Consider the following 21,154-nt stretch of genomic DNA (forward strand, 5'->3'; position numbering starts at 1 on the left):
GTATGCAGCACGCCTAACCACCTCCCCAGCATCCCGTGGGTCTGACAGTGATGTCAAAACAGGCAGGTCTCCTGACTCCAAGCGTATCTTTCAGGCCTTCCCGGTTCCTCACAGTTCCAGTGGCTTGTTCTGAAAGCTCCAGCAGTACCCTGCTGATGCCTGTATACAGTGGCGGGTCCGTGTCGGAATCTACCGAACTTCCCTTTTAAGTGAACACGCTCAACAACTATCTACATCGTCTCTACGAAACTTCGTATATAGAGTTGTCCGGCTCACACCTGTTTTCTTCCTTTATTCCTTTTTATTACGATTTAGGATTATCTTATTTTGTTGCTACTGGCTTGTCAACAAATGTTGCGTAATAATTTAAATTTGAATGATATAGTGTGAATCAAGACCAAGGCTATTCATTGCTTGCGCGCAATTGAAGGTATGTCTTAACGTTGCGTGCACACAATTCACGTGTTAAAATTAGGTATAGAGATAACCACCGTATCCGTATACTAAAAAGAGCCTTCGCCGCTCCAACGGCAAAGACTCTTAGGACTTGAAAGGCTGTGGATCACCACCACGGCGCGCTGCATAACTGAATGTTAATGCGAACGAAACCCACCGTTAGGGGCCAACCTAATTACGCGGTGGGTTTTCGCTTGTTCCGAAATTTCCGACGCAGCCAGCGATAAAGCTTACGAATACTAAACACCAGGCTTAGTAACGTAACCATCCAACGCAGCACATCATAGCACGACACAAGGTTGACCATCGGCTTCACCCCCTTTCGGGAAGCTGCGCCGTGATCCGAAAACATCCACCACTATCCAAAGTCCTTAAGGTAGATTATACCATGCCTCTTCCTACCACTCGAAAATCCAAACCCCGATCTTCATACAGAAAGAGGGTTTTATCAATAATTTCATGCTGCTTAATAAATAACTAGTTCTGGATAACCCCATGCCAAACAGCCGGAAAAGAGGCTACGCCCTCTCTCCGGCTGTTTTTGTTTATTTCCTATTCATCAAACCTTCTGTGGAACTTCTGAGACATTAACGCCTTTGACCGATTCACCCTGTTTTCTTGCCAAAACAATGTTCAAGACAATTGCCGTAATCGAGCCAGATACGATGCCGTTTTGCAGCAGCATTTTGGCAAAGCTCGGCAGTTGGTCGAACATTTGCGGCAGAACAGCTGAGCCTAGGCCCACGGCAATACTGCATGCTGCAATCAGCAGATTGCTTTCTTTCCGCAGATCCACTTCTGACAAAATAGACATGCCTGATGCAGCAACCGAGCCAAACATGACGATCATCGCCCCGCCCAGCACAGCGTTAGGAATCACTGTCGTCAAGGCAGCCAGCTTAGGCAGCAAACCGAGGACGACCATGATGCCGCCAGCAGCAAAAATAACGTTACGGGATTTGACGCGAGTCAGCGAGATTAAACCCACATTTTGGGAGAAGGCCGTGTAAGGGAACGCATTAAAAATACCGCCCAACATAATTGCAAGTCCTTCCGAACGAAGTCCATTGACGATTTGCTTTTGCTCCACTTTCTGATCAATCGCTTTACCTACTGCTAGATAAACCCCCGTAGACTCGACCATGCTCACAATATTGACGATAATCATCGTACATACTGCCATAATGCTAAACTCCGGCTTACCAAAATAAAACGGCTGCGCAATACTCACCCACGAAGCATCCGCTACGGGAGCAAAATGCACCATTCCCATCGCATAGGCGACTACAGTACCTGCGAACAGACCAATAAGAACGGAAATCGAGCGTAAAAAGCCCTTGGCTACTCGATTGACAAGCAGAATAACCAGTAGTGTAACCAGCGCCAGCAGCAAATTACGCGGCTGTCCAAAATCCGCGCTGCCCTGACCACCCGCTACATTGTTCATCGCCACCGGAATAAGGGATAGACCGATAATCGTAACGACCGAGCCGGTAACCACTGTTGGGAAAAAGCGTAACAGTTTGCCATACAACGGTGCCGCAAGCACCACAAATATACCGGACAAAATGATGGCACCGTACGCTGTCGCCAGATTTGATGTCGAAGCAATTGCGATAATGGGTCCTACTGCCGTAAACGTACAGCCCAAAATGACGGGAAGTCTACTACCGAAAAAGCGTGTGCCCATAATTTGTAATAACGTAGCAATCCCGCAAGTGAATAAATCAGCAGCCACTAGATAGGCCATCTGAGCTGGCGTCAGGTGCAGTGCTCCCCCTACAATTAGAGGGACAGCAATGGCTCCGGCGTACATCGCCATGACATGCTGGAAACCCAGCGCAAATAATTTTTGTTTACTTAACATCCCACATTCTCCTTAACGGGAGGAATTACCGTGCCAGCTTCCTCTATAAAATGGACTTCGCCCGGTGCCATGGAAGCGATACGCGCTAGAGAACGTACGGCAATACCTCTTTGCTCCAACAGTCCACGGCCTTCCTGAAAGCTCTTTTCAATTACGCAGCCAACTCCGGCCAGCTCTGCTCCTGCTTCCTTCACAATATCGGTAAGTCCGACCAAAGCTGCACCAGTTGCCAAAAAATCATCCACGATCAGCACATGGTCGCTGGCATCGAGATATTTTTGGGAAATGCTCACCTGATAGGTTTCCTGCCGAGTGAACGAATGAACCTCTGCGAAGTATACCTGTTCATTCAGCGTGATCGCCTTCTTTTTCTTCGCATAAATGAACGGTACTCCCAAAGCAATAGCAGTGGCCATAGCAAATTGAATACCACTAGCTTCAATAGTAAGCACCTTGGTAATTGGAGCACTGCCGAACAGACGTGCGAACTCCTTACCAATCTCCAATGCTAATGCTGTATCCACCTGATGGTTCAAAAATGAATCTACCTTTAACACCGTATCGGATAAAATTTGTCCCTCTTGACGAATACGTTCTTCCAAAGCTTTCATTATGCGAATATCGCTCCTCTGTACTTAAAATAGAATAAAACCTGCAAAAACCAAAAAAGGACAAGCTCCCTTGAGTCGTTTCTCAAGTGAAGCCTGTCCTTGGGGTCGTAATCCCTGACGGATTGGCGCACAAATAAAATGCCCGCATTCATCCGAAGCTGATGCGCTATCACTCATAGTCGGACGATTACAGTGGTCATCCGGTAGAAACTTTTGGGCCATATCCCCAATATTATACGAGTCATATGAAATTGATATCTTGTATACTACACCCTCTGGCGGGCGGTTTCAAGACTATTTTTCATACAAACAGCGGCATTTGGAGAACCTTCCACAATTTGAATATCGCAACAACACACCGATCCCTGTTTGAGGTATATATATAGTAGAAAGCAGATATTAAAAAACGAAAAACAATACAAAACAACATTTAAAATTAATTTCATTTTTAAATTCAAAAGAAAAACCAAAAATTATACTTCCGTTTATGTTGACTGCACAGACAAACGGAAGTAGTATGGAATTAGTTAAGAAACAAAAGGCAGTCTTTCAGGCTGCCGGGATTTCATCCATGCAAGGAGATTAGATATGAACAACTATCTTGCTGTTGATATTGGAGCTTCAAGCGGAAGACTCGTGAGTGCAACTCTACAAGGTGAACAAATTCACTTGCAAGAACTTCATCGTTTCAACAACTCCTTTACTGAGAGGAACGGGCACGATTACTGGAATATAGACAATTTATTTGATGAGATCATCCAGGGACTACAAAAAGCCAAACAAAACGGGATTGACTCCTGTACGCTCGGCATTGACACATGGGCTGTAGATTACGTGTTACTTAATAAGGAAGGTCATCGCATCCATGAGGTGTACGCATACCGCGATGCACGCACTCTACATGCCCCCGATAAGCTGCACCAGCTCATCAGCCGAGAAGAGGTATATGAGAAAACGGGCATCCAGGAACTAAACTTTAATACCCTATATCAACTGTTCGCCCATGATCGGGAACAACTCGCCCAAGCAGATAAAATATTGATGGTACCCGATTATCTGTACTATCGCCTGACAGGCATTATGGTCAATGAAATGACCAATGCATCCACGATGCAGCTTCTCAACGTGAACACCCGAGAGTTTGATGAGGACCTGCTCTCCCTGCTCCAGCTTCGGCGTAATCAATTTTCGGAGCTGGCTGAGCCTGGACGTGTTCTGGGCTCCATCTTGCCGGAGCTTGTTCGGAAATACGATCTTCCCGACTGTCAGCTCATCCTTGTGCCTACACACGATACCGCCTCAGCGGTTGCAGGTGTTCCATCATCGCGAGAGGAGTCTTGGGCTTATATCAGCAGCGGAACATGGTCGCTATTGGGTATGGAACGATCCCAACCCTTGAATACCAAGACAGCTATGCAGGCGAACTACACCAATGAATGGGGCGCTTACGGCACGTACCGTTTTTTGAAAAATATCATGGGCTTATGGATGATTCAGGAGGTTAGAAGAGAAGGTGGTTCTGCACATAGCTTTGCCGAATTGGCCCAATTGGCTTCAGCAGAGACACCGTTTGTCAGTCTCGTCCTCTGTAACCAGTCCTCTTTCTTAAATCCGGATAGTATGACCCTTGAGATTCAGAGGTTCTGTGAAAAAACCGGGCAGCCTGTCCCACGCACACCTGGCGCGCTCGCCCGCTGTATTTTTGACAGTCTTGCCTTAAGCTACCGGGATGCTTTACATGAGCTACAACATTTAACAGACGAAACGATTACCAGATTGCACATTGTCGGCGGAGGCGCTAACAACGAATTACTATGTCAGCTAACAGCCGACCTTTTAGAAATTGAGGTTCAGGCAGGACCTTCCGAATCGACGGCCATCGGCAATATTGTCGTGCAATTAATCAGCTCTGGTGCTCTTGGAGATCTGAAAGCTGCTGGCCGAACCATAGCCAATTCCTTCCCGACTCGGCTATATGAGCCGCAATCGGTGGAAGGCATGGGAGAGCTTCTGGATCGCTGGGAACGCCTCAAGATACAAGCAACACCCCCTATTCACATATCTCAATAAAGGAGTAAAGCCATGAACGAAGCCATTGAAGCGAGTTATAACGAAGCGAAAAAGCTGTATGCCCGCCACGGTATTCAGGTGGATGACGTTTTACGGAAGCTCTCACAAATCAAAATATCACTGCACTGCTGGCAGGGAGACGATGTGCAAGGATTCCTGTTCAAAGATAAACAGCTTAGCGGGGGAATTGCCGTAACAGGTAGCTACCCGGGCAGAGCAGGTACGCCAGATGAACTACGTCAGGACTTGGAAAAAGCCCTATCGCTCATCCCCGGTAAACACAAGGTTAATCTGCATGCGATCTATGCGGATACTACAGAACAAGTAGATTTGGATCAACTGGAGCCACGCCATTTTCAGAACTGGGTAGACTGGGCCAAACAGCAAGGGCTTGGACTTGATTTTAATCCGACCCTGTTCTCCCACCCCAAAGCGGAGGACGGCTTCACCCTAAGCCACAAGGACCCGGAAATTCGCGATTTCTGGATCACACACTGTAAGAAATCACGCAGAATTGCAGAATATTTTGGAAAGGAACTCGGTCAACCTTGTGTCACAAATCACTGGATGCCGGATGGTTACAAGGATACCCCGGTGGATCGCTTGGCTCCAAGAGAACGTCTGCGGGATGCTCTGGACGAGATTTTCAGCGAGGAAATTAGTGCAGATTACAACATCGATGCAGTTGAAAGTAAACTGTTCGGCATCGGTTCGGAAAGCTATGTCGTCGGCTCTCATGAGTTCTATATGGGTTACGCCCTGACACGGGGGAAATCTATCTGTCTCGATTCTGGTCACTTCCACCCGACAGAAGTCATTTCGAACAAACTGTCCTCTGTGCTGATGTTCACCGATCAATTATTGCTACACGTCAGCAGACCTGTTCGTTGGGATAGCGATCATGTCGTGACGATGGACGACGAATTGCTGGACATTGCCCGTGAGCTCGTTCGCGGTGAGCTGCTTTCCCGCACTCATATCGGCCTTGATTTCTTTGATGGCAGTATCAACCACGTGGCTGCATGGGTCATCGGAACACGCAACACCATCAAAGCGTTGCTTCGCGCCATGCTGGAGCCGATTGAGAAACTGAAAAAAGCCGAAGAGGAAAGAGACTTCACTACGCGACTTGCCCTGGTGGAAGAGTTTAAATCCTATCCGTTTGGGGCTGTATGGGATTACTATTGCGCTCAAAACGGCGTTCCCGTTCGTGAGGAATGGCTAACCGAGGCTAAAAACTATGAACAACGAGTCCTGCTGAAACGGTAACTACTGCACTGATCATTTTATATTCATATCATCCAAAGGGAGAGATCATCCATGACTACTGTGCTGGAGAATCAAAAAGAACGAAAATCAGGACTGGATATCCCATTTGTTCGCGAGATGGCGGAAATTACGCAAAACATGTGGAAATTCGGCTGGGATGAACGCAACGGAGGAAATGTAAGCTATATTCTGGATGAAGCCGAGGTTGCCAAATATATTGATATTCACAAAATCATTCGAACGATTAAACCTGCTTTCCCCGTGAATGAACTGGCAGGCAAATATTTTATCGTCACTGGATCAGGCAAGTACTTCAAAAATGTTATTGCCGATCCGGAAGCCAATTTAGGAGTCCTGCGTGTATCCCAAGATGGTGAGCAGCTAGAAATTTTGTGGGGCCTCGAGCATGACGCGGTTCCTACCAGCGAATTGCCGTCTCATTTTATGAGCCATATTGAGCGATTGAAGGTCGATCCTAACCATCGGGTTGTAATCCATAATCATGCCACCCATGTCATTGCCATGACCTTCATTCATAGTCTGGACGAAAACCAATTCACCAAAACGCTGTGGGAAATGTGTACCGAATGTATCGTAGTCTTTCCAGACGGTATCGGTGTAATCCCTTGGATGGTGCCAGGCTCCAGCGAAATCGGCCGTGAAACAGCGAAAAAAATGAAGGATCATCACGCTGTATTATGGCCTCATCACGGCATTTTCGGAACAGGTAGCTCCATTGATGAAGCGTTTGGCCTAATTGAAACGATTGAAAAAGCAGCGCAAATTTATATGCTGATTGCTAAGCATGATATCCAGCAACGGATTACAGATCAGGAGCTGTCGGATCTGGCTAAAGCCTTTAATGTTACTCCAAAAGAAGGAATCCTGAACGTATAAACACAGGCTAATCGTATAGCGCAGGACTCTATAAGGCTCCACGGCTCGTCTCAAACCAGCCATGGAGCCTTTACCGTTTTAATTTTATAACCCTAAATTCCAATGAATTAACTTGTAATTGTACTTTCCTTTATATACAATAAAATCAAAATTCCCTTATCTCCACCAAAGGAGAGGTGACAATGATGAGAAGAACAAAGAATGAAGATCACTTCGACATCGTGGAAGACCATTATTTCACAACAACCGAACTGGAAAAATCCAGTGCCATTTGGCCAGTCAGACTGGGTATGGATATTTCGAAGACAAGCTGTCATGTCGGCCCCAAGGCTGTCCCTTATTTTTATTTTATTTTTGTACTTGAAGGTCAAGCTGAGTTTATTTATAAGGAAAAGAAGTATCGTGTGCAAAAGTCTGATGTATTCTGTTTTTTTCCGCATCTTGCCCATGAATTTTACACCGACCAAGAGCACCCGTTACAAAAGGTATGGATTGCCTTTGAGGGACCGAAATCTCTGGCGTTGCTGGAGCGGATCGGGATTAACCCCTCTAAGCCATTTATAGCTAACGCAGTGAGCGAGGAAATCCTCGAACTGATCTCCAACCTATTTTCCATCGTCAACGACCACAACAGACAGGGCAGCGATCTGGCCCGCTTAATTACACTACATCAGATCTTCGAGGAGTTGTCCCGCAACACATCTGGTGCTCTGCGCAACTCTGTATGCTCTGATTATTGGCTCCAGCAGGGGAAGGATTACATCGAAATGCATTATTGTGACCGTGTTACAATTGAGCAAATTGCTGAGCATGTAGGTGTGGATCGTGCGCATTTTTCACGTAAATTCCATTCTACCTTCCTTATCTCCCCCGCCAAATATTTGCAAACCCTCAAGATTAACGAAGCGAAAAGATTGCTGGAACAGACCACTTACAATCTGTCGATCATCGCCCAATCTATCGGTTATACCGACATGTCCACCTTTTCCAAGGCATTTAAGAAAACAGCAGGAATCCCACCCCGAGAATATCGCTTCCGGCATCAGCCCCGGCAAGAGATCCGCACTGCCAACGCTTAGTTGGAATCCAGCAACGATACAGGAGAACCACCATCATACGGCGGCTCTCCCTTTTTTATGACCTGATCCTAATTTGTACTTGGTTCTGAGCGCTATCAACGCTATAATAGGCATCAAACCAACAGGAAAGGTACGTGAATTCCATGCTGCGATTTAATGCTATACGTACAGGTTATCTGCTGGGCATCTCACTGATACTGGCTGCGATTATTTATTTTTTCGCCTCCAATTGGGGCGGACTGGATCGGACAGCCAAAATTGTGCTAGCTATTGCGCTTATTGTTTTGTTCTATGGCTTGTCTTTTGTATTTGCACGTGTTCGTGCTGTTCCCGGGCAACAAGCTTTTCTGTCCAATATATTTCTGCTGGCTGGCTGTGTAGCCTTCGGCGTTTCCGTGGCGTTGCTCGGTCAAATTTACAACTCCCATGCAGACAGCTATGGATTGTTTCTCATTTGGTCAGTGCCGGCTTTACTGCTTAGCTGGATCACCCGCTATAATCCTTTTTATATGCTGTCTTATGTATTGATTCATTTGGGGGTATGGCTTTATTTTTATCCAACGATGCAAAGCGCGGCTTATAGCCAACTGGAATCGTTGTCCATTGCTGGAGTGTTCGCAATATTCAATCTGGTTCTATTTCTATTGACGTTCCTTCATCGTATACATTCTGCTCCACTACAATATATGAGCTTTACTGTTCTCCATATAGCTATGTTGGCGATGACCAACTCCTTTGCATTCGATGGGTATGGCCTGATCATGAATATACCGCATATCGCTGTGATTGCTTTAGGATTTTATATATTTATCAAGGTTCGGCTAAATAAAACGTTACTGACCTTAAATGCATTGGCGCTCTCGGCTTTTGCTGTCTTTAAATTTATAGAGCTGGCAGAGGCGTACTCTTCATCTCTATTCTTTGTTTTCGGTTTGATTTTTGTGGCACTGCTACTGACGGGTAACGTATGGTTTTTTCGTTATTTAAATCGTTTGGGAAAACCGTCCCCGGAGGCTGGAGAAATACCCAATGAGAACAAAGAAGATATCGCAAAATCCGATGCGCAGACAACTGATTCCGAAGACCGCAGTAGTGAATGGATCAGCAAAACCGTATCCCGTGTAATCAAAGTGGTTGGAGTATTGATTGGCAGTATATCCCTCATTGGACTGATTGTGATTAGCACAAACGTAAATCACACCGAATATGTACTGCTGAGTGTGTCTTTGCTGCTGATGATTACGATGATTGTCATACCGGAGTCCAAGCTGGAGTCTGTAGTCCGTTATACACTGCTGACCATCAGCTATATTACCGGTCTGGCGGCCATTCTATGGTCAGACCAGACGTTACTTTCAGTATTATTTCTGATCGTTTCCATCGCCGGGTGGTTTCGCTCCAAGGGGAAAAGGCAGCAATTTTTTGCCTATACTTTTGTAAACCTGAATATGGCGACTGTTTTATTAAAGCAGTATCAAGAATGGTATGGTTGGAACTGGACCTATGAATTCACCATCTTCGCCTTATTCGTGCTCAATGCCGTGTTATATGGGGTAAGCTACTTTGTGCTCAAGACAGAGTTAAAAGAACATCTTCGGGATAGTTCATTATTCTTTAGCTTATTGTTCCTGTTTTGGACGACGTTTTTCGAGGATGTCATTCCACACTCTTATATGTTCATTAATATTTTTTATTTTGTTATCGTTACATGGATGGTCTTTGCCTTTATTCGTCACAAACACAAATCGCAGGCCATTACGAGCGTCGTATTCTGGTTCATTTTTATCGGCTTCAAATACTATGATTTATTGTGGACGCTGCTGTATAAATCTTTTACACTGGTGCTGCTGGGGATCATTACACTCGGAATTACCTGGTGGTTCGATCGACGAATGGCTCATAGCGGCAAAGCAGCATTCGATGCCGATCACCGCAGCTTTAGCTTTATGCGCTTAAGCCCGTTACTCATTGCCATCGTCATCGTACTACAGCTGGGGATTATCGGCTATCAGACGGCGAGAAGTGAAACCCTGCTCGCCACAGGTGCCTCCGTTAAGCTCAAGCTGGCTCCTATAGATCCGCGTTCCCTGTTGCAGGGCGACTATGTGGCACTGAATTACGATATTTCTACCCCTCCTTCCAAGGACCCTCTTCAGGAGAAGGATTGGAACCGAGGCAAAGTTAAAGTCGTTCTCACACCAGATAGCCAAGGAGTATACATCTCTGATCGTCTATATCAAGATGGTGAAGTGCTTGCCAATCATGAAATCATTCTTAACGGACAATGGAATGGTTCTCGTATTCTGTACGGTATTGAGAATTATTTCATCCCTGAAGGAACCGGGCGTACTGTTGAACAGAACGCTCGTTACGCCTATATTCGAGTCAGCCGCAATGGAGATGCGTTGCTGGAACGTTTGGTGGAAGGCTGATCTGGATTGGCAAAGAGATAGAGAGGTAGAGAAATAGCGAACGAAGCGAGGCTTTAGAAATTCATTCTTTACAAAAAGCAGGCTGAACCAGGTTTCTCCATTACTGGAGTATAACTCGGTTCAGCCTGCTTGTTCTTTTGCGGCAATGGAGGAAAACTCCATGATAACCTTCCCTGAAAGTTTATCCTCGTTTATACCTCTCTCGACCATGCCACGATTTCTCTAATATCCTGTGGCTGAGTCCGACAACAGCCACCAATCATACGCGCTCCTGCTTCATACCACTGACGGGCACTCTGTCCGAACGTCTCTGTACAAGTATGGCCTTGCCATGTTTTGGTGACCGGGTCATATTCCTCCCCCAGATTGGGATATACCACCACCGGCTTATCCGTATGACTGTGTATTTCGTGAATAAGGGATGGAATGAATTTGGGCAACGTGCAATTGATCCCTACTGCAGCCACCTGCTCGTGATCATTCAGCCACTTTGCACATGCGGCGATAGACTCACCGTTACTGATATGCTGCTCATCCTTTGCACTAAAGCTGATCCAGGCATACGTGCCGGGGAATTCCTTCAGCAGCCAGGCGATGGCCCTGGCTTCAACCATGCAGGGTATCGTTTCACAAGCTAAAATGTCTGCTCCCGCCTCAATCAAAGCTTTCATGCGCGGCCTGTGAAACTCCATAAGCTGCTCCTCGCTCAGCTTGTAATCACCGCGATACTCTGATCCATCAGCGAGAAACGCCCCATAGGGTCCGACAGAGGCCGCAACCAGCGGCTTGGGACGAGTCTGCTGACTCGCAGTAGCCGTCACATCGGCCCAAAACTCATCTCGTGCCTGTACAGCAATCTGCACCGATGACTGAATAAGCTTCATTGCCTCATTTTTGCTCAGCCCGCGTTGAACATAGCCCTCCACAGTGGCCTGATAGCTCGCCGTAATCGCACAGTCTGCCCCAGCCTCAAAATAATCTCGATGTACACGCTTGATCGAATCTGGATGTTCATAGAGGATTTTGGCTGACCATAAGCTATCGTTCAGATCATGCCCATGACGTTCCAATTCAGTCGCCATTGCGCCGTCCAGCACGATCAGCTGAAATTTGTTCACTATACGTTGTATCGGATTCATGCGGCCCCTCCTGCTTGTCTAATCTATTTAACCCACTGACTAGGTTGGATTTAATTTTTTATATTATAGCATGTATGTTGATGAGCACCTTACATTTACATCCTGATGTGACGTATAAATTTTTTAAATTAGTTTCATAAGTTAAATTAATTAGATATTGTTCTTTTTTTCACAAAGTTTTTTTACTATAAAGGTGCAAACCAAACACTTTGGCCAAAAGATCAGGGAATTGCATTGTCACATTTTGCATCGACATTTATGTGAAAAAAGGTACAAGAGAGGGTTTTATCTATGTCTTTACTAGAAATGATTACAGCGACCTTAACAGATAACAGTATTGTCAGTTCTATCGCTTCTACCGTTTTTATTATCCTGCTCGGCTTCTTTTGCCGCAAGAAGGGGATTTTTACCGCAGCCGTAGGAAAGATGCTATCTAAGGTTGTTCTCACTGTGGCTCTACCAGCACTAGCCTTTAATTCTTTCATGCAGGATATCAATCCTACAATATTAAAACAAGGCATGAATGTTTTAATATGGGGGATTCTCATTTATATCATTCTCATCTTTATCTCCAAGCCGTTCTTCCTAAGCTACAACAAGGATAAGCAGGATGTTTTACGGGTACTAACCATTTTCGGTTCTACTACTTTTTTCGGAATTCCCATTGTCGGTGCCATTTACGGTCCTACCGGAGTGATGTACAGTTCCATTTTTAATATAGGCTACCGCATTTTCTTATATTCTTATGGCTATATCAAAATGAGCGGCTTAAAAATGGAGCTTAAAAATCTCAAAACTATGTTTTTGAATCCGATTGTTATTGCGACTTTTATAGGCTTGTTTGTTTGGTTATTCCAGGGTTATTTACCACAAATGAATGTGGCTACAGAGGATGGGACCATTCAGCAGTTTGCTTTTCTAAGAATTGATCAAACCGCTGTCTGGTTGTTCAAGCCCATGACCTACCTCGCCGGACTAGCTTCACCATTGGCCTGGTTATCGATTGGTTCAACTTTGGGTGAAATCAGCTTCAAGTCGGCAGCTACAGACAAGACATCATGGTATTACAGCCTTGTTAAAGTTTGGCTGGTACCTATTGTGAACATCGTTTTGCTGGCTTTGTTGACTATATCTCATATTCTGTCGGTCGATACTGTCGCTTTATCTACCATTGTCATTATGATGGCTACTCCTACAGCTACCGTAGCCGCAGCCTATGCCATCAGTTTTGATAAGGAAGCTGTACTAACTTCTAATGCATCGCTTCTATCAACTATTACTTCCGTCGTCATGATTCCGGTGTGGATTATTACGCTCAATGTCATCGATAAAATTGGAATTTTCTAAATCAGGGGGAAAACAACATGTTAAAAATCATCTGCTATGGTGCCCGTTCATATGAGAAGCCCTATTTCCATGAGCTTAATAAATATAACTTCCAGCTAACGCTGGTAGAAGAGCTGCTGACCTCCAGCAATGCAGAACTGGCCCAGCATCACGATGCTGTTTTGTTAAGAGGAAACTGTGCTGCCAATCGGGAAAATCTCGCAAAATTCAATCAGTACGGCATTCAATATATTTTCACCAGAACCGTCGGAATCAACCATATTGATTTGGATGCCTGCAGCGAATTTGGAATGAAGGTCGCACGTGTGCCATCCTACTCTCCGAATGCCATTGCAGAGCTTTCCTTAACGCTTGCTATGATGCTGCTCCGTCACACCGCTTATATGACTACCAAAAGCTCTTTCAAAAATTTTATTGTGGACGAGCATACGTTCAGCAAAGAGATTCACAATTGTAAAGTTGGGATTATCGGGGTCGGTCGCATCGGCCTGACGGAAGCCAAATTATTTAAAGGATTAGGAGCTTCTGTTATCGGCTATGATGTGTACCAATCGGAGGCTGCCAAGGCCGTCATTCCATTCACAACCTTGGATGAACTACTGGCAGAGAGTGATATCGTCAGTGTGCATGTTCCTTACCTGCCGGGACAGAACGACCAAATGATTAATGCCAGCTTTTTAGCAAAAATGAAAAAGGGAGCTATTCTCATCAACACCTCACGCGGGGAATTACAAGATAACCAAGCCATTCTGGATGCTTTGCTCAGCAATCATTTGGAAGGGTTCGGAACAGATGTCTTTCCTAAAGAGGAAGAACTATTTTTCAAAGCATTTGACCCATGGCAAATGCTCCCGGACCCAACGATCCAGAAGCTTGTGGAGCTGTATCCAAGAGTGTTGGTCACACCTCATGCCGGCTCGAATACCGTTACTGCGTTATCCAACATGATTGAAACCAGCTACGAAAACTTCCATGATATCATTACAACTCATTCTTCGGACAATCTGGTCCCACTTCCTGTTCTCGCTATGAAATAGGGTAGGAAGCTTGGCACACTCATTGGACAGTAAAGAACCGCTATCTCCAGATCATACTGGAAATGGCGGTTCTTTTATATCCGAATTGATCTGATAGAGCATTAGCGGCCTTCCAACTTTGTGGTATTCTATCGATTCAATCAGGAAGCCATCGTCTACCAGGAACTGAATATATTTTTTGACTGTAATACGGGACAAGTCCACTTCTCTGGCTAATGTTTCAACCGAAAAAGGTCCGTCCAGCTCTTGGATACTCTTCAGTATGGTAGTCATGGTCAATTTGGACAAGTTTTTAGACAGATTTTTCGATAGATTTGGGGATAGTTGTTTAGCAGGTTTTTTCTTTTCTACACCCATAGGCTCTTCTTTATTAAAATATTGATCAATGACAGCTTGATTAATTCCGTTCCCTTCCTCCATCACCGTGGCCAAACGCTGGATTTTCTCAACAGCCAGCTTAAAGCGTTCGAATGTAAAAGGCTTAATTAGATAGTCTGCCACTCCATAGAAAACAGCTTCCTTTACCGTTTGGATATCTTTTGCAGCCGTAATTAAAATAACCGAAGCATGGTACTGCTGCTCCTGCATATGGGATAACAAGGTTAATCCACTTTTCCCGGGTAAATAAACGTCCAGCAATACCAGATCAGGTGTGAACTTCTGGAGACAATCCTGTGCCTTCTGGACAGTATCTGCTTTACATACCACATCCAAGTTGTCCATACGCTCAATAAACTGTTGATTGAGCTCAGCAACCATAGGATCATCCTCAACAATGAGTACCTTCATTCACTCGTCACCTCCAATGTACAGGGCAACTCTACATAGATACTTGTTCCCAGACCAGGTTGGCTGTCAATCTCAATGATGCCCTGGTGATTGTCCACCATGGTTTTAACCAGATTCAAACCGTACCCCCTGTCCTCTCCTTTGGTTGAGAAGCCATGCTCGAATATTCTTTGTTGCATTTCAGAGTCAATTCCCATACCATTATCCTTCACTTTCAAAATGAACACATTTCCCTCACACTCATAATTCAATTTCAATTCAATTTTGCCGGGTTGCCTTTTTTGTAAAATGGAGTCTATCGCGTTGTCAAAAAAATTGCCCAATATGTGTATGACATCATGAACAATGTCCTGCATCTCTAGATTGGATACATTCGAGCTTTCTTCCAGTAACACTGAAATATTCTGCTCGCGTGCTTCGTTGATTTTCCCCATAATAAAACCTGCTAAAGCCGGAACCTTAATCCTCTCTGTTAGAAAGCCTACTTCATTTTGATACCGGTGATTTAGCTGCTGAATATACTGACTGACTTCTTCATATTTCCTCATCTCAATCAGTCCGGAGATCACGTGCATTTTGTTCATAAACTCATGCGTCTGTCCGCGAAGAGAGTTAATATAATATTTTGTGCCACTCAACTGATTGCTAAGATGAATCATCTCGGATTGGTCGCGCAGTGTAGCAACTGCCCCAAAAAACTCATTTTCTACATGTATAGGGGTTACTGTCGCAATGACTTCTATACCATTCACATAAAACGAGCGGTCCTTGATCTTCTTCTTACTATCAAACACTTTCTTGAAGAGCGCGTTATAAAAGTTGGTATCGATCTGCTCGCCAATCGGGGCTTTTCTGTCTTGATTCGCCAGTTGGTACTTAGCCTGAGCTTCCTTGTTCATAAGCATAATTTTCTTGTCAGCCGAAATGGCTATAATTCCTTCAGCGACCTCATTTTCAATAATTACTTTTTCACGTAATCGTGTTGCTATCTCTTGTGGTTCCAGACCAAATAAGATCGTTTTGATTTTTTGTGCCAGAATGATCGCGCCCAGAACTCCACTAAAGAGTCCCAGCATCAGTCCTCCAAAAATGGTATACTGCGCCTGCATCAAATCATGATTTAGCGTTCTCATGGTCAGTCCTACACATACAATGCCAATGACCTCTTTCTGTTGATTAAATATCGGCGTAAAATAACGGTAGCCTTGGCCTAAAACACCGATATTTTCAGAAAAATGTCCCTGACCGGATAGTGCTTTTCTGGCATCGTCCAAATCAGAGAATGGCTTGCCAATCATGGTTTCATTCGGATGGGAAAGCCGAATTAAATCGTGGTTCAGTATGACTACAAAATCCACATTAACGTTATGCATTACTCCAAGAGAATAGTCTTGGATCTGCTTCACAGGGACTCCCTGCTCAACATTACGAATAACATCGTTGTCACTGGCAACCACCTTGGCAATACCTGAAAGTTTTTCCTTCGTATTATCAAAATGCTTGTTAATCACGAAATTACGAATGAGAAGCAAGGATATAATCAAGGAAATAATAATAACTAAAACAACCAAAATAATAATCATGAATTGTAGCGAAACTTTGAATTGTCTTCTCGGTTTCAACTTACCTTTTAACCGCAACCGTATCACCCAGCTTCTTTATCAAGCTCTCCAATGGGAAGAAGAGCCTATCTTGCCCCTATAACCCCTTTTTATTCGACATAGTTTGACAAAATCCCTTCTTATTTTACAAGCTTTACGCGCCCCATTAGTGGATAACGCAGCCTTTATCTGAAATAAAACAATATGCTGAATAAGGAAAGGTCAATTCTCCATAATAAGGACGTATACCTGACGAAAGGGAGGATAACGGATGATTGACAATCTCGAGAGCAATTACGACTGCGCTCATGCAGGAGAAGACCTTCATCAACTCAAGCAGGAGCTCGCTACGCTTCAGGCCCAAGGTGCCAATGACCAGGCATCCAAGGAAGCCATTCATCGGCTGGAAAATCAAATTTCGTTCATCTTGAACAAATGCGATATTAACCATTAGTCAAGTCTGGCTGGTTCGGTAAAATAAAATACAAAACCGGCTTGCCTTAGAAGACAAGCCGGTTTTGTATGCTCAAGTTTATACACATATGAGTGCTAAATTTACAAAATTCCTCGTATCTCATCCAACGACTGCACCTTTTCCTGCTGCATCCATTGTTCTAGTCCATATACCAACTCAGCCCCTGCATGTAAATGGACAAAATTATACGTTCCCACCTGAATGGCGGCGGCCCCTGCCATGGTGAATTCAATAATGTCCTCCACAGAGCTGATCCCGCCCATCCCGATCACGGGAATCGATACCGCCTGCGCCACCTGGTGAACCATGCGCAAGGCAATCGGCTTGATTGCCGGTCCGGAAAGGCCTGCATACGTGTTGGCGAACACACTGCGGCGCCGACGTATATCTATTTTCATTGCAGAAAATGTATTGATCAGCGAAACCCCGTCGGCGCCTTCTTCCTCGCACATAACCGCCATCTGCGTGATGTTCTCTGCATTTGGAGACAGCTTGACAACTAGCGGAAGCGCCGTCACATTGCGCACCTGACGCACCACCTCCCGCGCTACCTCTGTCTGGATACCAAATTGCATTCCGCCCTGCTTCACATTGGGGCATGAAATGTTCAATTCCAGCATGTCAACGCCTCTGCGGTTCATTGTACGGCGTTTTTGCGCGTTTTCCGTAATCATAGCTACGGCGTGTACGTATTCCTCCAGATTGGAACCGCCCACATTGGCAATAACAGCCGTATTCCAGCGAGTCATGTCATCCAGTTCATCCTTTAAAAAAGCCGCCACACCCGGATTTTCCAATCCTACACTATTCAGCATACCGGATGCTGTCTCATGTATTCGTTGCCCCGTATTCCCCGCCTTCGGATGAAGGGTTAGTCCCTTGCCGACGATGCCGCCGAGTAGCTCAGGAGAATAGAATTCTGCATACTCACGCCCGAACCCAAACGTACCGGATGCCATGATAATCGGGTTTTTGAACGGTACACCTGCTATATTACATGCCATGGAGATCATCGAACTCCACCTCCTCCACCGGGAATACAGGCCCTTCCTTACATACCCTCCGATTGCCTCCACGGGTACGCATGGTGCAGCCCAAACATGCGCCAATACCACAGGCCATATGTCTTTCTGTTGAAATATATAAGCGGGACGCTGTACCCGCCGTTTTCAGCGCGAGTGCTTGCAACATCGGAGCTGGCCCGCAGGAAAACATATTCGCATAGCAAGCCGGATCGACCTGCTCGACGATGCTCCCCCCTACCTTGACCTCTACAGATGCTGCCGCAGCCTCGAACGCTTCAACCCCGAAGGCCTGCTGTGCAAACCCCAGATAAACGTCTGCATGCGGGTAATATTTTGCAGCCAATAACAATGGTGCTGTACCCATGCCACCGCCGATTAAAGCCAAACTGCCCTCAACCTGCGGAAACCCGTTTCCAAAGGGTCCTTCCAATTGAATCTCCTGACCAGGCTGTAATTGGGAAAATAGATGGGTCCCCTCTCCAACAACCCGGTACAAAAAGGAAATGCTCTCTTCCCCAATATCATAAATGCTGATGGGTCTGGGCAGCAGTGGGTAACCATTCCCGCTGCGCAGCATATAGAACTGACCCATCTTCCCCTTAAATTTCCCCTCTATCTTCATCACATAAATGCCCGGAACGAGCGCCACATTTGAAATTACGTTAGCCATATAACCCCTCCACTAACCACTCACTATAACGTAAAAGCAGCAACTATTACGTGACTATTTTCACATTTACAGTTGACGTTTTGTTCGATGGTTCATGTATACAAAAAGCGTACTCCTGTTAGAGAGTACGCTCGTATATTTTAACTAATAGCTTCGCGCTCCGCATTGCGGCTGCTATTCGCATCCTTGCGAATTTGCTTGCTGCGCAGCTGTCCGCAGGCCGCATCAATGTCGACTCCGTGCTCCAGCCGAACACTACAGCTAATACCTTGTTTTTTCAGAACATCATAGAAGCCAGTAATCGATTCCGACTCACTCCGCTGGTATTGACTATGCTCATCCACCGGATTGTATGGAATCAGGTTCACGTTCGCCAGATTGCGACGATGGCCCACCAGCTCAGCCAGTTCGAGCGCATGCTCCTTACCGTCATTAACATCCTTCAGCAAGATGTACTCCAGCGTAATCCGACGATTGGTTTTGTCCAAGTAATAATCAATTGCCTGCATGAGCTTCTCAATCGGGATCGCCCGGTTGATCTTCATTATGCGGGTACGAATCTCATTATTCGGAGCGTGGAGGGAGATCGCAAGATTGACGTGCAGATCGGAATCAGCAAATTCAATGATTTTATCGGCAAGGCCACTTGTGGACACGGTAATATGCCGCGGCCCAATCGCCAGCCCTTTGTGATCCTTAATGACCCGAATAAAATCGGACAGGTTCACAAAGTTATCAAACGGTTCGCCAATTCCCATTACCACAACGTGACTGACCCGGTCGCCCGGACGTTCCTGGTCCAGATACAGTTGCACCTTCATAATTTGTCCTACGATTTCACCACTGGAAAGGTCACGGCTCTTCTTCAACAGCCCACTTGCACAGAAGCTACATCCAATGTTGCATCCCACCTGTGTCGTCACACATACGGATAATCCAAACTTATGCCGCATTAATACCGTCTCAATCAAATTACCATCCTGCAAACGGAACAAAAACTTGACTGTCCCGTCTGCTGATTGTTGCTTCACGTGTTCTTCCAGGGTTTCAATAGAGAAGTTCTCTGCCAACAGGCGAGTACAATTCTCATGAACCTCTGTCATCGCCGCAAAATCAGTAATCCGTTTCCGATACAATGCGTCCCATACCTGCAATGCCCGAGATTTTTTATGTCCATGCTCCATGAGCCATGCTGTCAATTGGTCTAGCGTTAATCCATAAATGGATTCCTTTTTCATGTTCGATCCTCTTTTCAAACGTTAAAATTCGTATTTCTATATATAAACCCTAGCCATCACGACTCGTCTCAACTATCATTGCATCATAGCATGTTTGAGCGCTCTGCGCTATTCAAACACTTCTTGTATTGTCCCAAATTTTAATTATGAACACAAGGGGCAGGCTGATGATATCCTGTTCGACAAAAGCACGCAAAGACAGGATGACGGACACCGTGAATGATATGATTACAACCAAGGAAGGTGATGTAGTTGGAATGGTTGCTTCGGATCAAGAACGCACTCGATCTAATGGAAGAAAGAATGCAGCAGCCCCTCGATATTGATGAAATTGCAAAGGCGGCCTACTCGTCGCCCTTTCATTTTCAACGGATGTTTTATATGCTGACTGGCGTTACGGTAGCAGAATATGTGCGCAAACGTCGATTGACCCTGGCTGCTCAGGAATTGAGTCTTTCTACCACCAAAGTACTAGATGTTGCGTTCAAGTACGGATATGATTCCCCCGAATCTTTTTCTAAAGCGTTCCGAAAGGTACACGGTATTTCTCCCTCTGAGGCCAGAAACCCGGGAGTGAACCTGAAAGCCTTTCCACGCATCACCTTCCATCTATCACTGAAGGGAGATCAGGAAATGGATTATAAAATTGTAGAGAAGGCGGCCTTTACGGTCATTGGGAAGTCCATTCAAGTTACTACTAAGAACGGTGAAAACCTTCGGGAAATCCCAAAATTCTGGGATCAACTTAACGCAGATGGCACATCGGATCGCATTCATGCCTTGGGGACAGGCGATGATATCCTCGGTATATGTCTGGACATGAAGCACGGTGAGGAAACGTTTAGCTACCTTATCGCCGCAGAGGGCAATGAAGACGTAGCAGCCTCGAACGGATTAGAAGCCAGAACCATCCCGGCTGCAACCTGGGCCGTGTTTACATCCATCGGTCCTATGCCTCACTCGATCCAGAAGGTATGGCAAAGAATTTACCAGGAATGGTTCCCTGCCAGCAACTATGAGCACTCAGGCGGGCCTGAGCTAGAAGTATATACCATGGGAGATACTCATGCTGAGGAATACCGAAGTGAAGTATGGATTCCGATTACGAAAAAATAAACAAACGAACCGGCTGCCTATTGCAGTCGGTTTGAT

General features: G+C 45.4%; 18 protein-coding genes and 2 riboswitches. Of the genes, 9 read left to right on the plus strand and 9 right to left on the minus strand.

Features of this window, described 5'->3' with window-relative positions; genetic code table 11:
* Positions 1-44: 44 nt before the first annotated feature.
* A riboswitch (cobalamin riboswitch) is annotated at positions 45-249 on the minus strand.
* A gap of 382 nt (positions 250-631) precedes the next feature.
* From MMB75_RS14050 to MMB75_RS14060, 3 genes are all read right to left on the minus strand, one after another.
* Positions 632-763: a hypothetical protein gene (locus MMB75_RS14050; RefSeq protein ID WP_016822600.1), complete on the minus strand. Its 132-nt coding sequence runs from the start codon at positions 761-763 to the stop codon at positions 632-634.
* Between the two features lie 252 nt (positions 764-1,015).
* A complete protein-coding gene (locus tag MMB75_RS14055) occupies positions 1,016-2,323 on the minus strand; it encodes a nucleobase:cation symporter-2 family protein (RefSeq protein WP_016822599.1) in 1,308 nt (435 codons plus the stop codon).
* Positions 2,317-2,934, minus strand: a complete 618-nt coding sequence (locus MMB75_RS14060; RefSeq protein WP_016822598.1) for a xanthine phosphoribosyltransferase — start codon at positions 2,932-2,934, stop codon at positions 2,317-2,319. Before MMB75_RS14060 ends, MMB75_RS14055 begins: the two co-directional genes overlap by 7 nt.
* A gap of 156 nt (positions 2,935-3,090) precedes the next feature.
* Positions 3,091-3,194: riboswitch (purine riboswitch) on the minus strand.
* A gap of 328 nt (positions 3,195-3,522) precedes the next feature.
* On the opposite strand from MMB75_RS14060, the gene rhaB reads away from it, so the two are divergent.
* The 5 genes from rhaB (at position 3,523) to MMB75_RS14085 (ending at position 10,681) form a co-directional block, all read left to right on the plus strand.
* Positions 3,523-5,004 (plus strand): rhamnulokinase, encoded by a 1,482-nt coding sequence (rhaB, locus tag MMB75_RS14065; protein ID WP_039276469.1) that lies wholly within the window; start codon positions 3,523-3,525, stop codon positions 5,002-5,004.
* A gap of 12 nt (positions 5,005-5,016) precedes the next feature.
* Complete coding sequence (rhaA, locus tag MMB75_RS14070) at positions 5,017-6,273, plus strand: L-rhamnose isomerase (protein ID WP_045244752.1); 1,257 nt, start codon at positions 5,017-5,019, stop codon at positions 6,271-6,273.
* A gap of 51 nt (positions 6,274-6,324) precedes the next feature.
* Positions 6,325-7,170: a rhamnulose-1-phosphate aldolase gene (rhaD, locus tag MMB75_RS14075; protein WP_044786660.1), complete on the plus strand. Its 846-nt coding sequence runs from the start codon at positions 6,325-6,327 to the stop codon at positions 7,168-7,170.
* A gap of 182 nt (positions 7,171-7,352) precedes the next feature.
* Positions 7,353-8,249 carry an AraC family transcriptional regulator gene (locus MMB75_RS14080; RefSeq protein WP_016822594.1) on the plus strand — a complete coding sequence of 299 codons (897 nt, stop codon included), beginning with the start codon at positions 7,353-7,355 and terminating at the stop codon, positions 8,247-8,249.
* A 143-nt stretch (positions 8,250-8,392) separates the two neighbouring features.
* Positions 8,393-10,681, plus strand: coding sequence for a GDYXXLXY domain-containing protein (locus tag MMB75_RS14085; protein WP_186290468.1), 2,289 nt, complete (start codon positions 8,393-8,395; stop codon positions 10,679-10,681).
* A 191-nt stretch (positions 10,682-10,872) separates the two neighbouring features.
* On the opposite strand, the gene mmuM is transcribed toward MMB75_RS14085, so the two are convergent.
* The gene (mmuM, locus tag MMB75_RS14090) at positions 10,873-11,820 is read right to left on the minus strand and encodes a homocysteine S-methyltransferase (RefSeq protein WP_277508139.1); all 948 of its coding nucleotides are present in this window, start codon (positions 11,818-11,820) and stop codon (positions 10,873-10,875) included.
* Between the two features lie 291 nt (positions 11,821-12,111).
* On the opposite strand from mmuM, the gene MMB75_RS14095 reads away from it, so the two are divergent.
* Both MMB75_RS14095 and MMB75_RS14100 read left to right on the plus strand, forming a co-directional pair.
* Positions 12,112-13,167 (plus strand): AEC family transporter, encoded by a 1,056-nt coding sequence (locus MMB75_RS14095; RefSeq protein WP_277508141.1) that lies wholly within the window; start codon positions 12,112-12,114, stop codon positions 13,165-13,167.
* A gap of 17 nt (positions 13,168-13,184) precedes the next feature.
* The gene (locus tag MMB75_RS14100) at positions 13,185-14,204 is read left to right on the plus strand and encodes a 2-hydroxyacid dehydrogenase (RefSeq protein WP_090737666.1); all 1,020 of its coding nucleotides are present in this window, start codon (positions 13,185-13,187) and stop codon (positions 14,202-14,204) included.
* Between the two features lie 51 nt (positions 14,205-14,255).
* On the opposite strand, the gene MMB75_RS14105 is transcribed toward MMB75_RS14100, so the two are convergent.
* Positions 14,256-14,993 carry a response regulator gene (locus MMB75_RS14105; protein WP_040102539.1) on the minus strand — a complete coding sequence of 246 codons (738 nt, stop codon included), beginning with the start codon at positions 14,991-14,993 and terminating at the stop codon, positions 14,256-14,258.
* Positions 14,990-16,615: an ATP-binding protein gene (locus tag MMB75_RS14110; protein ID WP_025675733.1), complete on the minus strand. Its 1,626-nt coding sequence runs from the start codon at positions 16,613-16,615 to the stop codon at positions 14,990-14,992. Before MMB75_RS14110 ends, MMB75_RS14105 begins: the two co-directional genes overlap by 4 nt.
* Before the next feature lie 250 nt (positions 16,616-16,865).
* Between MMB75_RS14110 and MMB75_RS14115 the strand changes: the two genes are divergently transcribed.
* Positions 16,866-17,048, plus strand: a complete 183-nt coding sequence (locus MMB75_RS14115; RefSeq protein ID WP_013373763.1) for a hypothetical protein — start codon at positions 16,866-16,868, stop codon at positions 17,046-17,048.
* A gap of 101 nt (positions 17,049-17,149) precedes the next feature.
* Here MMB75_RS14115 and MMB75_RS14120 read toward each other — a convergent pair whose 3' ends face one another.
* The 3 genes from MMB75_RS14120 to rlmN all read right to left on the minus strand — a co-directional run bounded on the left by MMB75_RS14120 (position 17,150) and on the right by rlmN (position 20,002).
* On the minus strand, positions 17,150-18,082 hold the full coding sequence (locus MMB75_RS14120; RefSeq protein ID WP_064962799.1) for a dihydroorotate dehydrogenase: 933 nt from the start codon (positions 18,080-18,082) through the stop codon (positions 17,150-17,152).
* The gene (locus MMB75_RS14125; protein ID WP_277508150.1) at positions 18,063-18,764 is read right to left on the minus strand and encodes a dihydroorotate dehydrogenase electron transfer subunit; all 702 of its coding nucleotides are present in this window, start codon (positions 18,762-18,764) and stop codon (positions 18,063-18,065) included. The genes MMB75_RS14120 and MMB75_RS14125 overlap by 20 nt, the downstream gene beginning before the upstream one ends.
* 140 nt (positions 18,765-18,904) lie before the next feature.
* Complete coding sequence (gene rlmN, locus MMB75_RS14130; RefSeq protein ID WP_058830965.1) at positions 18,905-20,002, minus strand: dual-specificity RNA methyltransferase RlmN; 1,098 nt, start codon at positions 20,000-20,002, stop codon at positions 18,905-18,907.
* A 252-nt stretch (positions 20,003-20,254) separates the two neighbouring features.
* On the opposite strand from rlmN, the gene MMB75_RS14135 reads away from it, so the two are divergent.
* Positions 20,255-21,118, plus strand: coding sequence for an AraC family transcriptional regulator (locus MMB75_RS14135; protein WP_064962801.1), 864 nt, complete (start codon positions 20,255-20,257; stop codon positions 21,116-21,118).
* Positions 21,119-21,154: the final 36 nt, after the last annotated feature.

It is taken from the genome of Paenibacillus sp. P2(2022), assembly GCF_029522175.1.
Classification (GTDB): domain Bacteria; phylum Bacillota; class Bacilli; order Paenibacillales; family Paenibacillaceae; genus Paenibacillus; species Paenibacillus polymyxa.

Bases quoted from the DNA above. Each gene is read 5' to 3' on its own strand.
- MMB75_RS14085 (WP_186290468.1), top strand. From the start codon at position 8,393: ATGCTGCGATTTAATGCTATACGTACAGGTTATCTGCTGGGCATCTCA.
- rhaA (WP_045244752.1), top strand. From the start codon at position 5,017: ATGAACGAAGCCATTGAAGCGAGTTATAACGAAGCGAAAAAGCTGTAT.
- rhaD (WP_044786660.1), top strand. From the start codon at position 6,325: ATGACTACTGTGCTGGAGAATCAAAAAGAACGAAAATCAGGACTGGAT.
- rlmN (WP_058830965.1), bottom strand. From the start codon at position 20,002: ATGAAAAAGGAATCCATTTATGGATTAACGCTAGACCAATTGACAGCA.
- MMB75_RS14105 (WP_040102539.1), bottom strand. From the start codon at position 14,993: ATGAAGGTACTCATTGTTGAGGATGATCCTATGGTTGCTGAGCTCAAT.
- MMB75_RS14060 (WP_016822598.1), bottom strand. From the start codon at position 2,934: ATGAAAGCTTTGGAAGAACGTATTCGTCAAGAGGGACAAATTTTATCC.
- MMB75_RS14120 (WP_064962799.1), bottom strand. From the start codon at position 18,082: ATGATCTCCATGGCATGTAATATAGCAGGTGTACCGTTCAAAAACCCG.
- MMB75_RS14095 (WP_277508141.1), top strand. From the start codon at position 12,112: ATGTCTTTACTAGAAATGATTACAGCGACCTTAACAGATAACAGTATT.
- MMB75_RS14055 (WP_016822599.1), bottom strand. From the start codon at position 2,323: ATGTTAAGTAAACAAAAATTATTTGCGCTGGGTTTCCAGCATGTCATG.
- MMB75_RS14125 (WP_277508150.1), bottom strand. From the start codon at position 18,764: ATGGCTAACGTAATTTCAAATGTGGCGCTCGTTCCGGGCATTTATGTG.
- mmuM (WP_277508139.1), bottom strand. From the start codon at position 11,820: ATGAATCCGATACAACGTATAGTGAACAAATTTCAGCTGATCGTGCTG.
- MMB75_RS14100 (WP_090737666.1), top strand. From the start codon at position 13,185: ATGTTAAAAATCATCTGCTATGGTGCCCGTTCATATGAGAAGCCCTAT.
- MMB75_RS14050 (WP_016822600.1), bottom strand. From the start codon at position 763: ATGGTCAACCTTGTGTCGTGCTATGATGTGCTGCGTTGGATGGTTACG.
- MMB75_RS14080 (WP_016822594.1), top strand. From the start codon at position 7,353: ATGATGAGAAGAACAAAGAATGAAGATCACTTCGACATCGTGGAAGAC.
- rhaB (WP_039276469.1), top strand. From the start codon at position 3,523: ATGAACAACTATCTTGCTGTTGATATTGGAGCTTCAAGCGGAAGACTC.
- MMB75_RS14115 (WP_013373763.1), top strand. From the start codon at position 16,866: ATGATTGACAATCTCGAGAGCAATTACGACTGCGCTCATGCAGGAGAA.